The organism is Candidatus Proelusimicrobium excrementi (genome assembly GCF_937881865.1).
Taxonomy (GTDB): Bacteria; Elusimicrobiota; Elusimicrobia; order Elusimicrobiales; family Elusimicrobiaceae; genus Proelusimicrobium; species Proelusimicrobium excrementi.
On sequence record NZ_CALGEO010000021.1, the window covers coordinates 1 to 14805 of the forward strand.

Annotated in this window: 14 protein-coding genes, 1 tRNA gene and 1 pseudogene; 4 read left to right on the top strand and 12 right to left on the bottom strand. The window is 46.1% G+C overall.

Going from position 1 to position 14805, the window contains the following annotated elements; translation table 11 throughout:
- Positions 1 to 128: 128 nt before the first annotated feature.
- The 4 genes from ACQY26_RS01355 to ACQY26_RS01370 are packed head-to-tail and all read right to left on the bottom strand — an operon-like array spanning position 129 to position 6338.
- Positions 129 to 3236 carry an efflux RND transporter permease subunit gene (locus ACQY26_RS01355; RefSeq protein ID WP_428047287.1) on the bottom strand — a complete coding sequence of 1036 codons (3108 nt, stop codon included), beginning with the start codon at positions 3234 to 3236 and terminating at the stop codon, positions 129 to 131.
- 13 nt (positions 3237 to 3249) lie between these two features.
- Positions 3250 to 4353, bottom strand: a complete 1104-nt coding sequence (locus ACQY26_RS01360) for an efflux RND transporter periplasmic adaptor subunit (protein WP_428047288.1) — start codon at positions 4351 to 4353, stop codon at positions 3250 to 3252.
- The gene (locus ACQY26_RS01365) at positions 4354 to 5694 is read right to left on the bottom strand and encodes a TolC family protein (protein WP_428047289.1); all 1341 of its coding nucleotides are present in this window, start codon (positions 5692 to 5694) and stop codon (positions 4354 to 4356) included. It lies immediately after the preceding gene.
- A 2-nt stretch (positions 5695 to 5696) separates the two neighbouring features.
- Entirely contained in the window at positions 5697 to 6338 is a 642-nt protein-coding gene (locus tag ACQY26_RS01370) for a CerR family C-terminal domain-containing protein (RefSeq protein ID WP_428047290.1), read from the bottom strand.
- 195 nt (positions 6339 to 6533) lie between these two features.
- Between ACQY26_RS01370 and ACQY26_RS01375 the strand changes: the two genes are divergently transcribed.
- Together ACQY26_RS01375 and ACQY26_RS01380 are read left to right on the top strand one after the other, a co-directional pair.
- On the top strand, positions 6534 to 7634 hold the full coding sequence (locus ACQY26_RS01375) for a linear amide C-N hydrolase (protein ID WP_428047291.1): 1101 nt from the start codon (positions 6534 to 6536) through the stop codon (positions 7632 to 7634).
- Between the two features lie 96 nt (positions 7635 to 7730).
- Complete coding sequence (locus ACQY26_RS01380; protein WP_428047292.1) at positions 7731 to 8810, top strand: NAD(P)H-dependent amine dehydrogenase family protein; 1080 nt, start codon at positions 7731 to 7733, stop codon at positions 8808 to 8810.
- A gap of 72 nt (positions 8811 to 8882) precedes the next feature.
- Here ACQY26_RS01380 and ACQY26_RS01385 read toward each other — a convergent pair whose 3' ends face one another.
- Together ACQY26_RS01385 and ACQY26_RS01390 are read right to left on the bottom strand one after the other, a co-directional pair.
- A complete protein-coding gene (locus ACQY26_RS01385) occupies positions 8883 to 10088 on the bottom strand; it encodes an OmpP1/FadL family transporter (RefSeq protein ID WP_428047293.1) in 1206 nt (401 codons plus the stop codon).
- 96 nt (positions 10089 to 10184) lie between these two features.
- The gene (locus ACQY26_RS01390; protein WP_428047294.1) at positions 10185 to 10514 is read right to left on the bottom strand and encodes a hypothetical protein; all 330 of its coding nucleotides are present in this window, start codon (positions 10512 to 10514) and stop codon (positions 10185 to 10187) included.
- A gap of 148 nt (positions 10515 to 10662) precedes the next feature.
- Here ACQY26_RS01390 and ACQY26_RS01395 point away from each other — a divergent pair, with 148 nt between their 5' ends.
- Together ACQY26_RS01395 and ACQY26_RS01400 are read left to right on the top strand one after the other, a co-directional pair.
- A complete protein-coding gene (locus tag ACQY26_RS01395) occupies positions 10663 to 11460 on the top strand; it encodes a lipopolysaccharide kinase InaA family protein (protein ID WP_428047295.1) in 798 nt (265 codons plus the stop codon).
- Positions 11461 to 11590: 130 nt separating this feature from the next.
- Positions 11591 to 11662, top strand: a tRNA-Asn gene (locus ACQY26_RS01400).
- A gap of 161 nt (positions 11663 to 11823) precedes the next feature.
- On the opposite strand, the pseudogene nrdD reads toward ACQY26_RS01400, so the two are convergent.
- From nrdD to ACQY26_RS01430, 6 genes and pseudogenes are all read right to left on the bottom strand, one after another.
- Positions 11824 to 11925, bottom strand: a pseudogene (gene nrdD, locus ACQY26_RS01405) (anaerobic ribonucleoside-triphosphate reductase); the annotation flags it as partial.
- 70 nt (positions 11926 to 11995) lie between these two features.
- Positions 11996 to 12208 (bottom strand): hypothetical protein, encoded by a 213-nt coding sequence (locus ACQY26_RS01410; RefSeq protein WP_428047296.1) that lies wholly within the window; start codon positions 12206 to 12208, stop codon positions 11996 to 11998.
- 149 nt (positions 12209 to 12357) lie between these two features.
- On the bottom strand, positions 12358 to 12678 hold the full coding sequence (locus tag ACQY26_RS01415; RefSeq protein ID WP_428047297.1) for a hypothetical protein: 321 nt from the start codon (positions 12676 to 12678) through the stop codon (positions 12358 to 12360).
- A 10-nt stretch (positions 12679 to 12688) separates the two neighbouring features.
- Entirely contained in the window at positions 12689 to 13090 is a 402-nt protein-coding gene (locus ACQY26_RS01420; protein ID WP_428047298.1) for a DUF5675 family protein, read from the bottom strand.
- Complete coding sequence (locus ACQY26_RS01425; protein WP_428047299.1) at positions 13074 to 13343, bottom strand: hypothetical protein; 270 nt, start codon at positions 13341 to 13343, stop codon at positions 13074 to 13076. The genes ACQY26_RS01420 and ACQY26_RS01425 overlap by 17 nt, the downstream gene beginning before the upstream one ends.
- Position 13344: 1 nt before the next feature.
- Positions 13345 to 14805 (bottom strand): hypothetical protein (locus tag ACQY26_RS01430; RefSeq protein WP_428047300.1); only part of this gene is annotated, 1461 nt, incomplete at its 5' end.

Genomic DNA, 14805 nt, shown 5'->3' on the forward strand with positions numbered 1-14805 from the left:
AAGGCTTTGCTTAACCTAAATTGCTAGCCGTGAACAATAAATATAGACCGAGTAAAAATATCCCCAAAAACCTGCAATTTTTCCCAACAAAAAAGGCCGGCTTTCGCCGGCCTTTAAAGTTACTCAATCTATTTGGCTTTGCGTTTGCTTAACCTCTCTACAATATTTTGGACCAATACGTAGAAAAGAGGAATAAGCAGCAAACCGAGTACGGTGCCTACAAGCATACCGAAAAACACCGGCCCGCCGATGGCCTTTCTGCTTGAAGCGCCGGCGCCCGTAGCTATAATCATCGGGAAAACGCCCAAGATGAAAGTGAAAGCAGTCATAAGCACGGCGCGGAACCTTTCATAAAGGCCCTTTAAAGCCGATTGAACTATGGAACTGCCTCTTGCGCGTTCTTCCTTGGCGAACTCAACAATCAATATAGCGTTTTTGCTGGCCAAACCTATCAAAAGCACCAAGCCCAGCTGCGCGTATATACTTAAAGGAAGCCCCATAATCATAAGCCCCAAAAGCCCGCCCAGCAAAGCCGCAACGACCGACATTAACACCGACATCGGCACGCTCCAGCTTTCATACTGAGCGACAAGGAACAAGTAGGCGAACAATATCGCAAGCCATATAAGGAACGTTATCTGCCCGCCGGTTTGTTTTTCCTGATAGCTTATGCCCGACCATTCATAGGCGTAGCCTGCCGGCAGGACCTGCTTGGCAAGTTCTTCCACGGCGGCCATAGCCTGGCCCGTGCTGACGTCGCTTTTTTGCACGGCGGTAATAGTGGCCGAAGGATACTGATTGTACCTCGGTATCATTCTGGGGGAAAGAATATCCCTAAAGTCCACGAAAGCCCTTAAAGGTATCATCATGCCGACTAAATTCGGTACGTAAAGATTATCCATGGTTGAAAGGTTCTGGCGGTACTTCCAGTCCGACTGTATCATAACCTTATTTACCTGCGTGCCGAAGTTTACGTCGTTGACGTAGCCGGAGCCCAAATAATTTTCCAAAGCGGAGAAAATATTTGAAAGAGGCACGTTCATGGATTCGGCTTTAGTCCTGTCTATATCCAAGAAAACGTTAGGCGTCTTGGCCGTAAAGTTGGTATAGGCAAAGGATATATTCGGATTGCGGCGCAGCGCGTCCAAGAAATTCTGCACTACTTTATCCAAATTAATATAATCCGCATCGTTTAAGGATTGGATTTTAAGGTCCATACCGCCGGACATACCCAAACCGGGAATGGCGGGCATTTCCATAAACTGGAATTCGGCTTCAGGCTTGCTTGAAATTTTCGCCTTAAGCTTGTTTAAAATGGCGGTGGAAGAATATTCCGCTCCTTTACGCTCGCCCCAAGGGGTAAGCGTGATGATAACCATGCCGAGGTTCTCCCCGCTGCCCGCACCCATGCTGAAACCGGCCACGCTCATTACGCCTTTAACGCCTTGTTCGGCGCGGATTATAGGCATTATTTCACTGATTACGGCCTGGGTTCTCTTGAAAGAAGCGCCTTCCGGCAGTTGGACGTTAAGCATGACTACGCCTTGGTCTTCGCCGGGGATGAAAGAAGTTTGGCTGCTCTTTAAAGAACCCCATACCAACAGGGCGAGAACTACGAATATTACCGCTATAAAAATAGTGCTTCTGGCTATTATACGGGCAACGGCGCGGTATTTGCTGGAGGCCGAAGCCACAAGCATATTAAACCAAACCAAAGGTTTAAACGTCGTTGGTTTAACCGGCTTTAAAACCGTCGCGCAGATAGCCGGCGACAAAGTTAAAGCGTTGATTGAAGAAAATATTACGGCCGTAGATATCGTAACGGCGAATTGCTGGTAAATTTTGCCGGTAATACCGCCCATGAAACCTATAGGCACGAAAATCGCCAGCAACACAAGCGTCGTCGCTATAATCGGGCCGGAAATTTCCTGCATGGTCTGTATGGCGGCGTCTTTCGGTTTCATTTTTTCCCTTGTGATAAGCAATACGGCGCGCTCAACCACGCAGATAGCGTCGTCAACCACGACGCCGATAGCCAAAACCAAGCCGAACAAAGTAAACATATTTATCGTATAATCCAAAACGCGGATTATGATAAAGCTGCCCAGCAAAGAAACCGGTATGGCCACGGCGGGAACCAAAGTGGAACGCCAATCCTGCAAGAACAAATAACAAACGAAAACCACCAAGACGAAAGTCAAAAGCAGAGTAAAGACGACCTCGCTTATAGACTCGTTAATATAGTCGGTGGTGTCCATGTTGATGTTATAAGTAAAATCCTCCGGGAAGAAGTTTGAAAGACGTTCAAGCTCCGATCTTACGCCTTCCATGGTGCTTAAGGCGTTTGCGCCGGAAGTTAAGCTCAAAGACATTGAAACCGCCGGCAGGCCGTTAAACTTGCCCTCCGCCGAATAGCTTTCCATACCGACTTCAATCCTGGCGATGTCGCCCAGGCGGACCAAGCCGCCCTGCTCGTCTGTTCTTACTATGATGTTTTTAAAGCCTTCTACGTCGCTTATACGCCCCTGGGTCTGCAGGGAATATACCATTTGTTCATCGCTTTCGTTGGGGTAAGCGCCTATTTTACCCAAAGTGGGCTGATAGTTCTGTGAAGTTATTGCGGACCTTATGCTTGACACCGGCAGGTTGAGCGCGGCTATTTTATCCGCGTCCAGCCAAATACGCATACTCTTCTTGGCGCCGTGTATGCTTACGTCGCCTACGCCGTCAACTTTAATCAAAGCCTTTTTGACGTTATTTTCCAAGTAGTCGCTGATATAGTTGGTGTCATAAGTGCCGTTGGGTGACATAAAACTTACGAAGGCCAATATGCTTGAAGACATACGCCTTACCGTCATGCCCCTTCTGGTAACTTCCGCAGGCAGCTGGCCGGTGGCCTGCTGAATGCGGTTTTGTATCTTAACCTGGGCCATATCGGGGTCGGTGCCGGATTTAAAAGTAACCGTAAGCGAATAACTGCCGTCGGAGGAGGTGGAACTCATGTAAATCATGTCTTCCACGCCGTTGATTTCTTCCTCCAAAGGAATACCCACGGTGGTAGCCACCACGTCCGCGCTTGCGCCCGGATAACTTGCCCTTACATAAATTTCAGGAGGAGTGATTTCCGGATAAAGCGCAATAGGCAAAGTCCACAGACATATGGCACCCGCAAGGCTGATAATCAAAGAAATTACTACCGCGAAGCGGGGCCTTTCAATAAAGAATTTGGAAAACATTTATCCCCCTTTATTAATCCGCCACGATGGTGCTTTTCACCTTCTGGCCGTTGCTTACTTTCTGCACGCCGGAGATAATGATTTTCTCCCCGGGCTCTATGCCGGAAGTAATTATGTAATTATCCCCTACGCTCTGGCCGATGCCGACGTATCTTTGCTCGGCGACGTTCTCATCGTTTACGGTCATAACGTATTTGCCGTTGGAATCCTGCGCCACGGCGACCTGAGGCACTATTAAAGCCTCTTCCGGGCCCTCGGGCGAAACCAAAATGGTTATCAAATTGCCGGGAACCAAAAGCCCCTCTTCGTTTGAATAAACCGCGTACATTGAAATGGTTGCGGTTTCCGCGTTCATTTCATTATCTTGGAAAAGTTTAGGGTCTTTAACGTCCACCACCTGCCCGTTTGCCAAAAGGAACTGTATGGAGTTTTTGCCTCGGCCTTCCTTATCGATGTATTTAAGGCTTTCAAGGCGTTCTTTATCGGTTAAGGAGAAACTGACCCTTACCGGGCTTATCTGCACTATGCGCGCAAGGCTGGAAGTGGAAGGATCGACATAATTGCCTTTTGTAATAAAAGTTTTGCCGATTTTGCCGGATATGGGGGCTTTTATCTCGCTGTGTTCCAAATCCAAATTGGCAAGTTCCAAATCGGCTTTGGCTTTTTCCAGAGAGGTTTCCGCCACTTCAAGTTCCGCGGCGGGCAGCATTTTGTCCTTATAAAGGGAAAGCTGCCTCTTATAATCGTTCTCGGCCTGGGAAAGCGCGGCCTTCGCGCTGGCCAAATTGGCTTTGTATTTGCGCTGCTCTATCCTGAAGAGAGTATCCCCCTCTTTGACGAAAGAGCCGTCTTCAAACAAAACTTCTTCGATATAGCCGGAAACCTGCGGCCTTATATCCACGGCGTTTATGGCTTCCACTTTGGCTATATATTTCTTGGCGGGGGCAATGTTTTTGCGTTCCGCGCGTTTAACCGTAACGTAAACGTCCCCTGCGCCCATAGGCATTACCGCCGCTGCTTTACCGGCGGATTTGCCGCCCAAAAAGTAACCGCCGCCCAAAGCCGCAAGAATCAATACTGCGGCGATGATATTGTCTTTTTTAAATTTCTTGCTCATTTAAAATCTCCCTATTGCTCTGTATAAATCCGCTTTGCTTATCAAAAGCCCGTAATAGGCGTTGACGAGGCCTTCCCTCGCGTCGGCCAAATTGGCGTTGGCCGTAAGAAGGTTCAGGATGTCGCTCTTGCCTACTTCATAGTAGCGGGAGGCCACTCTTGCGTTTTCCTCGGCGGTGGCGACTATCTGCTTGCTTATTTGATACGATTTTACGGCCGTATTGTAGTTTTGGTAGTAAGACCAAACTTCATTTAAAACGGTTATTTTGGTATCTTTCAAACTTTCTTTGGCGGATTCGTATTCGTACTTGGCTTTATCGACGGAATAAGAAGTGTTAAAGCCGCTGAATATCGGCCAAGAGAGTTCCAATCCCACCGAGCTGCCCCTTTGATAAGGAAGGCTGCGCTTCCAGTTATCGTCATACTGGGCTTTTGCCACGGCGGAAAGGCTGGGGAGTCCGCTGGAGCGCGCGGAGCTTATGCCCGCTTTGCCGGCTTCTATATTGCTTTGGCTTTGTTTGATTTCCGGGCGCATTTCAAGCGCGTAAGCCATAAGCTCTTTAATATCGTTGCCCGATTCCAGCTTTATTACGGAATCGTCATTGGCAGGTATTTCTTTAAGATTAAGTTTCGTATCCGGGGAAAGATTAAGCAAAACGGCCAAATTGCCCTCGTTTTGCCTTAAAGTGTTTTCCGCGGTGGTTACCGTAAGAGTGCTTTGCTCGTAAGCCGTTTTGGCTTGGAGTTTATCCAGCAGGGAAACCATGCCCAAATCATATCTTCTTGAAGATTCTTCAAAAGATTTTTTATAGGTTTTCATGCTTGCCTGAGCGCTTTTTAAAGATTCTTTCGCGCCCAATACGCGCAAATACGCGCTGTGCACTTTTAAAACCGTTTCCTGCAAAGCGGCGTCATAGGCGTGCTCGGCGGCGTTTAAATACGCTTTATTCAGCCCGATGTTGGAGGATCTGCCCCCGAAATCGTAAATAAGCCAGTTTAACGCTGCCGAAGCGGCGTAAGGTTCTTTTTGAACGGAATCTTCATGCTCGGTCTTGCTTCCGCTTAAAGAACCCTCCCCTTTAACCGTAATCGCAGGCAAATAGCCGGCTTTGGCCGCGCCTAAAGCGGCTTCTTTGGATTTAAGGGACATATAATCCGCGCTTAAAGCGGGATTATTGCATATCGCAACGGCCGTTAAATCGGACAAGGTCAGGCCTTTTGCCGTCAAATCAACATCGCTGCAGCCTTCCGGCGCGGTATTTTTATACACGCCGAAGACGTCCAAGGCGTTTACTCCGACGGCCAAAATCAAAAAGGCCGCAAAAGTTAAATGTCTTTTCATCTTTACTCCTTTATATATTCTTTTAAAATCGCTTTTACGTTAACGCGCAGCATTTGCTTTATGAGAAGGGAAGTTTCTCCGTCCACCGATTTCATTTTAAAATCTTTAAGCAAAGCGTTTCTCTTCCTTCCCAAAACAAGCGTTTGCGCCGTTATCATGTGGCACAGCAGGACGGCCTTGCGGTCATTTTCTTCCATACCGGTTATTTTTGAAATACATTTAGTCATAAAGTCCTGCAAAGGGCCGGTGAGCCTTTCAAAAAATTTACCGCCGTATTTAGACGGATAAAATTCCTCCCGTGTTAAGAACAACGCCACGTATTTGTTCTTGGGAACGAAACCGAAATCGGCAAATTCGCCAATCACTTTAAAAAGTAATTCCCAGGCTTCTTCCCGGCCGGCTCCGTCCAAAGCGCGCAAATATTCTTCCAAATGAATGAAAGACCCGCTTTCTTCCTTCATAAAATCAAAAAGATAGTCTATAACCGCCTTGTAAAGGCCTTCTTTCCCGCCGAAGTAATAACTTATGGCGTGAATATTTACGCCCGCCCGGCGGACGATTTCCCTTGTGGAAACGCCGTCCATACCCCTTAAGGCGAAAAGTTCAAAAGCCGTTTTCAGCAGTTTGTTTTTTGAGTCTTTCATTTCCCCGTCCCGATTTTACGCAACATAGAAAGTATACAAAAAAGCCGCTTCTAAAATCAATCGTTTGATTTAATTTCAGTCGTAAAAACCATTAATTAAAATGATTTTTTATTTCCGCCGCATTTCCTATGCCGGGCCTTGTATTTGCAGGTTTTCGGCGCTATACTTTTTTTAGTTGTGAAAAAGGGGGTATTAATGACAAAAAACACATTATTGGCTTTGGCTCTGGCCGGCGCAATGCTTACGGGGCAAAGCCTTTACGCCTGCACGGGTATAGCTTTTAAGACCGAGGACGGCACGGCTATAGCGGGCAGAAGCATAGAATGGGGCTATTACGATTTAAACAGCAAATTGGTAATAATGCCGCGCGGGGCTGAGTTTCAGTCCTATACGTCCGAAGGAAAAAAGAACGGACTGAAATGGAAAGGCAAATACGGATTTACCGGCGTTGCGCTGGTCTATGAAGATTTTATAGGCGAAGGCGTAAACGAAGCGGGCCTCAACGCGGGGATGTTTTACTTCTCCGGGTACGGGTCTTTATCCAAATATAATCCGAAAAAGGCTTCCAAATCCTTGGCGGATATGTATTTGGTAAGCTGGATTTTAAGCAATTTCTCCACGGTGGAAGAAGTAAAGACCAATCTGCACAAAATAACGGTAGTGCCTATAGGGTATGAAAAAGACGGTCAGCCTCTGCCTACGGCGCATTGGCGCGTAACGGACGCGAAAGGCGGAAATATAGTCATAGAAATCACCGACGGCGGCAAAGTCAATGTTTACGACAACAAAGCCGGCGTCTTTACAAACTCGCCTGAGTTTCCCTGGCATATTACAAACCTTAACAATTACGTAAACTTGGAAACGGGCACGGCAAAAAACCGCAAAATGGGCGATACAGAGCTTAAGTCTTTGGGCGGAACTTCAAGTTTGCTTGGCCTGCCAGGCGATTATACGCCGCCGTCAAGATTCGTAAGAGCTTTCTTTGCCCTGCACAGCGCGCCGAAAGCTAAAACCGCCGCCGCCGGCATTAAACAGGGATTTCAAATCCTTAAGGCTTTTACCATACCTATAGGGGAGGAGTTCGCCCCGGGTCAGGAAGCGCCAAATATGCCAAGCGCAACGCAATGGACGGCTTTCAGCAATTTAAGCGGAAAAGAATTCTATTACACTACGATGTATAACCCGACTATAAGAAAAATAGACTTAAACAAAATAGACTTTTCCACGGTAAAAAAATACGTTCTTCCGCTGGAAAACAAAACGGATCCCGGCTTTCAGGAAATATATTTTAACTGAGCCGCAGTCATCCCCCTCAACCGGGGGATGATTTTTGAAGCACTTGTAAACTTTCCCCCGCTTGACGCGGGCGGATTTAGCGGAGGTTCAAGATTTATGCAAAGAAAATTAAGAGTAGCGCAATACGGATGCGGAAAGATGTCCGAATATTCCATGCGCTACGTTTATGAAAAGGGAGCGGAAATCGTCGCCGCGTTTGACGTCAACCCGGCGGTAATCAACAAAGACATAGGCGATATCGCAAAAATCGGCAAAAAAGGCGTTTTGATGCAGGACGCAAAAAACGCCGCGCAAATACTTAAAGAAGTAAAACCGGATATCTGCATAATAACCACGCAGAGCCTGTTTAAGGACGTTTTTGACGCTTTTAAAACCTGCGCGCAGGCCGGAGTGAACGCCATTTCCACCTGCGAGGAAGCGTTTTTCCCGGCGAATTCTTCCCCCGCGCTTACAGCCGAACTTGATAAATTGGCGAAAGAGCACGGCTGCACTCTGTGCGGAAGCGGATACCAAGACGTATTTTGGGGCAATCTTATAACGGTTCTTTCCGGCGCGACGCAAAAAATAACCAAAATAAAAGGCAAATCCAGCTATAACGTGGAAGATTACGGCATAGCTTTGGCAAAAGCACACGGGGCCGGACTGGACTTGGAAAGATTCGCCAAAGAAATTTCCGCTTCGGACAATGTTTCCGAAAAAATACGCAGGGAAATGATTGATAAAGGCGAGTTCCTGCCATCTTATATGTGGAACGTAAACGGCTGGCTTTGCGAAAAACTGGGCCTTACCGTCAAAGAGCAAACCCAAAAAACAGTTCCCCAAACATACAAAAGCGAACTCAAGAGCTCCACTTTAAATATGACTATCCCCGCAGGCTGCGCCACGGGTATGTCCGCAGTGGTAACCACAAAAACGGCCGAAGGCGTAATTCTTGAAACGGAATGTATAGGCAAGGTTTACGCCCCGGAAGAGTTCGACCAAAACGACTGGACGGTGGAAGGCGAACCTTCCACGCGCATTACGGTAAGCCGCCCTGCGACCGTAGAGCTTACCTGCGCGACGGTGGTTCAGCGTCTGCCCGACGTTATAAACGCCGAGCCCGGCTATATAACCACCGACAAAATGCCCGATCCCCTTTACAGGGTAAAGCCTTTAAACGAGTACGTAAAAAAGTAATCCGCCAAATAAAGGCAAACGCAAAAGCCGCTCCCAAAAGAGCGGCTTTTTAATATAAAAAGAGCGTCAAACCTAAAAAGCGTATTTAAAGCTTAAACCTATCATATGGCTGGTGGCGTCTTTATATTTGGCGGTTTGGCCATGCTCGGTGGTGCCGGTAAGATCGCTTACAATCATATAAGAATAAGATACGTCAACGCCGAACCCTTTTGCATTGTAGCCTACGCCGCCGCTGAAAATATGTCTGTCGTCGGCGGGGACCATGGTATCCATATATTTATGGTTTATGGGAGATTCGTCATAGACATAACCGGCGCGCAAATCCCAATTATCCGTGAGGGAATATTCCGCCCCCAAAGAAAAGCGGTAAACGTCTTTGTAATGTTTAAACTCGTTGTTTGGAGCGCGCAAATCATTATAATCAATACGCAGCTGTTTGTAAGAACTCCAAAATATTCCCATGATATCGGCTTCAAAAGTAAGCTTCTTTAAAGGCGCGAATGAAAGCCCGAAAGCCAGCTGATCCGGCAAAGCCAAAGCGGCCGTCGCCTCCCCGGAGGCGGAAGTAAACAGGCCCGTCCCGCTAACTTCCCCGCTGGCCAAATGGCGTGTTTTGGTTCTGTAAGTTAAAGCCGCCCCCCACTTTTCCGCCCATGAGGGATTATAATATAAGCCGAAATTCGCCCCCCAAGTTATGGAGTCCCCCTCTATGCGTACGCCGTTTTGGCGGCCAAAGCCTTTATCTTCTATCAAGTGGGCGTACATAATTTCAAATCCGCCGGCCAAAGACAAGTCGTCCGTAACCCTTGAGGCCATTACAGGGTTGACCGAGTATGTTACCAAATCCATACGGTAAGACTGCCGTTCCGATATAGCGGAGGACCAAGTTGAATAATCTTTATATTTGCCGCCCAACCCAAAGCGGGAAAAGAGCCCCACTCCAAGATAAATATGATCCCGCATCTGGCGCGTTATATAAAGATTAGGCAAATAGAAAGTGCTGGTTTTTAAATCTCTTTTCTGCCCGGCAATTTCCGTGGATCCCCCCACCGTAACGGCTGTCATGCCGGCCTGAACCTGAGTGCCTTTAAGCTTGGTAATCAAAGCCGGATTGGCCGCTATGGAAGCAGGCTCCGCCTTATTTGCCAAAACGGCCCCGCCCATGGCGTTGCCGCGCGCGCTGTATTCATATAAGGCAAAGCCGGCAGCCTGTAAATTAAGAGTATTTGCACACGCCAAAATGCAGGCAAAAATTTTAAGAAATGTTTTTTTAGTCATAATTAATCCTTTATATTAAAAAAGTAAAAGCAAAATGCCGCCGCGCGGCTTTTAAAACGCCTGCGCGGAATACCTTCAAAGAAAATTAATTATGATTTAAGCCGGAGTATAAAATGTTTTACAAAATCTCAGTTCCGTCAAAAGTGAAGTTTTTTGTGGGTTTTCCCTGGTCTTGTTGTTGCAGACGCAAGAATCTTTAATGGGGCCTTCGCCGGCTTTCAGGCAGGAAATAAAAATATATTTTTCCACTTTCTCCGCAAAAAAGGAAACTATAAAATTTATTATGGCGATTACCGTTAAGATAAAACTTTCCATAATGTTCCTTTCCGGGGAGTATTTATTTTTTATTTCCAAAAGGCGCATATAATCTTTTTTGAAATTGGACTTTATAAGGCGAATGCGCTTTTCGTAATCAAATATCTGCATTTATATATTATATATAACTATGAGGAAAGATAAGGTTAAAAAAACGTTTATGCGATTTTAGGGCGGCAGGGCAAAAAATTTTGATACAATAAAAAAGTAAATAAAATATAAACGCGCTCTTGGCGGAGGCGCGCGCCAGAGGTTTGCCATGAAAACAAACACCGTTTCAAACAGCTTTTTTATATATTCCGCCGAGGATTCCTCCCTGCCGGAAGGTTTTATTCAAAACGTGCCGGATTTATTTTCCAAGGGCGGACGCTGTATTCATAAAGCAAGAAACCAAATAAAAGTTTACGAAGAAGGCGGAATACAAATAAACGTAAAAAAGTATTGCATACCGCCAATAATCAACAGAATACTTTATTCCTTAGGGCTGCGCCGCCCCAAAGCCAAAAGCGCGTATTTAAACGCGGCTAAGCTAAGGCAAATGGGCTTTGATACGCCCAAGCCTTTCGGCTACATAATACAGCGCAAATACGGAATAATAAATTATTCTTATTTTATAAGCGAACAGCTTGATATGCCGCGCATGGGCCATGAATGCAAAAATAGAGAACTTATAAAAGCGCTTGCCAAATATACGGCAAAAATGCACGAGCGCGGCCTGATAGACAAAGATTTTACCGCAAACAATATTTTATATTCCTGCGACGGGGAAAATTACCGTTTTGCTTTGGTGGATATAAACCGGTTTAAGTTTAAAAAGAAACCCGTCGGAATGATACAAGCCTGTCAAACGCTTATGAAGCCGCTGAGAAGCGAAAACAAATTAAAATTTTTCGTTTCCCATTATGCCGAATGCAGAGGTTTTAATAAGCGTTTTATGACGGAAAGAGTAATATTCCTGCGCAGAAAACGGAATTTGTACGAAAGAATTAAAAAGTTTTTAAAGAAGCTTCCCGGAGCGAAATACGTAACCGGCAAGAATCTTAACAAAAAGAAATAGAATATACTTTATTATTTCGCAAATAAGTGATATAATAAATAAAGAAGACATAAACCCGTCAGCAAAAACGGGAAGAAAAAATTAAAATCTCTTTACAAAATAAAGTAATTTTAATAGAATATTTATGTAGTCCTCGGTAGCTCAATGGTGGAGCGATCGGCTGTTAACCGATAGGTTATAGGTTCGAGTCCTATCCGAGGAGTGGATTTACCTCTGAGGTGTGGCTGAAAGTGTGGCCGTTCTTAGAGATTATTTTAAAAAGAGGCTCTTTTAATGAGCCTCTTTTTTATTGCTCTCATAAATCTGATTGCGTACATTTTGTTTAATTATTCGCTTTAAAAATTTTCCCCCGCACCCGCAGGTAAAATGCTTTCTAAGTTTGTATTCTTCCCTTTTGCCTTTGTTCCAACACTGAACCGGGCGCAAATACCCAACAACGCGCGAAAACACCTCGCACGGCGTGCCTTTGGCCTGCCCTTTTAACCTCTTAAGTTCCGCTATTTTAGCGGCGATTTCCGCTTTTTCCATTTCCTTTTTACTCCTTACAAGCTTTATTTTTAGGATCGCACAAGCAGGCTATGCCTACAACCTTTCCCCAGTTGCTGGCGTTAAGCTTCATTATTGCCGGATCGGCAAAATCCCAAGGCGGGAAGCATACCGCCGCGCTACTTCTTGCCAAGGAACCGGCGCACCCACTCATTACGCTCATTACCAGACATAGCAGCACCCATTTTATAGCCGTTTTCATAATTAGTTTTATCCTTTATCTCTTCTTTCAAAGTTTTTCGCCTTTGGGCCTCTTTCCCGTTGGCCCGGCCGCTTAGGTATATCCAAGCGCACAAAACCCCAAGGGCGGCGATTGTGCCGCCCCAAAAGTACCCGTTACTAAATAGAGGGCTAATTAAGCTTAGCAGTGCCGACATCAGCAGCCCCTAATTTCTCAATTTTTCCCTTGATAAGCTTGTCATAGCCAAGCTGAGCCGCCGCAACGGAGCAAAGCCATACAAGCCAGAAAGAAGTTTTTACAAACTCTTTCGCGCCGTCTTGGACGACAACCGCGCACCCGCCGGCTATGGCAAGCATAATAATGAACTTTACGGCCGCCGGCAGTTTATCAATGGCGGGGATTTGCTTAAGCCCCTCCATAATACCGTTGGTAAGCAAGGCTACTAATGCGCCTAAGAGTACAACGGATACAATGAACTGCAATATACTCATATTTACCTCCTTAATTTATTTCAATATCCAAAGCTTCGCCGCCTAGATTTGCCACCCAAAGCATTGTAAACAGCTTTTGGAATGTTTCGCGGCTGTCTAACACTTTACCCTTTACGCGGTTTTTGCCTACCAAAATACAGCCCCTGGTGTCCTCAGCCGTAGAGCCGGCGTGGATTAAAACGCCGGTAAAGCCCGGCACGTTTTCCAAGCGCGGCATTAATTTTTTAAAACGCAAGCTTTCCGTAAGCTTAATTTTATATTTCCCGGCGGGAATGGCCGTCTTGCCCGGGATTTTAACCCCGGGCGCGCGGACGGTATCTTCCAGCGTATCGCAAAAATATTTGCCGTCGATATAGAGTTTGCCGATAGTATAATCCGGGCCTTTAAAGATACGTTTAATGATGATATTCATGGACACGCTCCTCGACTTCATTTAAACGTTTATGCGCGCTTTTAAGGCTTTCTTCTGTGCGCGTGGTGCGCTCCTGCAAGTGATTGTATTTATCCTGCTTGGCTTCAAGGCGGGCCATATCGGCCTTAAACTCCCTCCGCAAGTTCTCAAGAGAGTTTTTCTGAACTTTCAGCTCGCCTTTAATATCACCCCACGCCAAAACCGCGGCGACGGTTGCCAGTACAAACGGCCAGTATTTCAAAATCTCGTCCATGTTAAGCCTCTTGCGCGCCGCCGTTGACGTCAACGGGCAAAATGACGGACTCTCTTAAAAAGGGGCTGGTTGCGGACATAAAATCTTCATAAGTTGTTTTCTCGACAGGCCTTAAATAAACCGTCGTGCCGTTGCGCGTCAAGGGCCAACAAATAAAACGTGTGTAATCAATAATCGGTTGATATATTTTTTCATTAACGCAAAAGCAAAGCTTGCCGCCTATTTCCATTACGTGCCCAATCGTCATATAGCTACCAAGTCCAGAGGGTGTTCCCATACCGTAAGTAGAATACCACATAGCCACCTGCCCCGCCTTGCCCCCCGGCAGCAGTCTTTGTTCTTTCTCCGGGGAAAAAACGCTGAAAGCACACCAGCTGTCAAGTTGTAAAATATCGCCGTTTTCGGCAATTATCCGCGCGAAAGTTCTATCCCTGCTTCCGGCTGAGCTTTCTCCGTTGCCGCACATACTCCTGTTTACCGAAATACCGGGGGTGTAAGTTCTTTGTGATAAGTCAAATTCACCGAAGTTTGACGTCAATATTTTGCCGTTTTCATAATCAAAAACAAAACCGTCCGACGACGGAAAAGCCTCCGCCGTGTCGATATAATCGCTTTCTTCCGGCGCGTCCCAATCTATAAAGAAAACCGTAAGGGGCGTATTGTTATAACTATCGGGCTCCTTATAAACAAAAGCTGAAATTCCATTATAGTCATAACCGTAAAATATAGTCGTGATGTTGTTTGTGTTTATGCTTTTAGGCCAAACAAATTTTTTGTAAGTCCCCGAAGCCAAATCTACCAGGTAAAAATCTGAAGCGTAAACTACGGCTTTGTTTTGAGAGGAGTTATAGCAAATAATATCCACACCGCGGCTTATGGCGTTGCCGTCGGAAGAAGTTAAAGAACTGTGCAGAAGCTGGGCCGTCCATGTACTTTGCGCCAAAACTTCGTTAAAGGATACGGTAATTTTTACGGCTTTTAAATCGTTCGTTATAAGGATAAAACTTGTCGTCGCCGCGTCGTACCAAAATTTTGGATAATTAGTAAAAGTAAGAGCCGAAGAATCAAGCCCCAAAGCTGTTCTTATAGAGCTTATCGTGATATCCAAATCGATGGGTTCGGTGCCGTCAAAAGTCTTACCGGCGGTATCGGCCAAACGCACGCCGGAATTATAGTTGCGGCAAATAATGTTGGGCCTGCCGGGAAGCTTGCGCCATTCCCTGTTCGTGGCGGTGAGCAGGGTGTCGGATATACCGACATATCCAGTTATGGCTTTAGGCAAGACAAGCAAAGGGATTTTGGCGTCAAGCCCGTTTCCCGCGCCGCCCAAAGCGTCAACGGCTTCAGCCATGCGCGTAAGATTATCGGTATGGCTGATATTTGTTACGCCTTTATTTGCAAGGCTTTGCAGGTTTTTTGAAAATGTTATTGCATTTGTGATATACCAGTGATATACTGACCT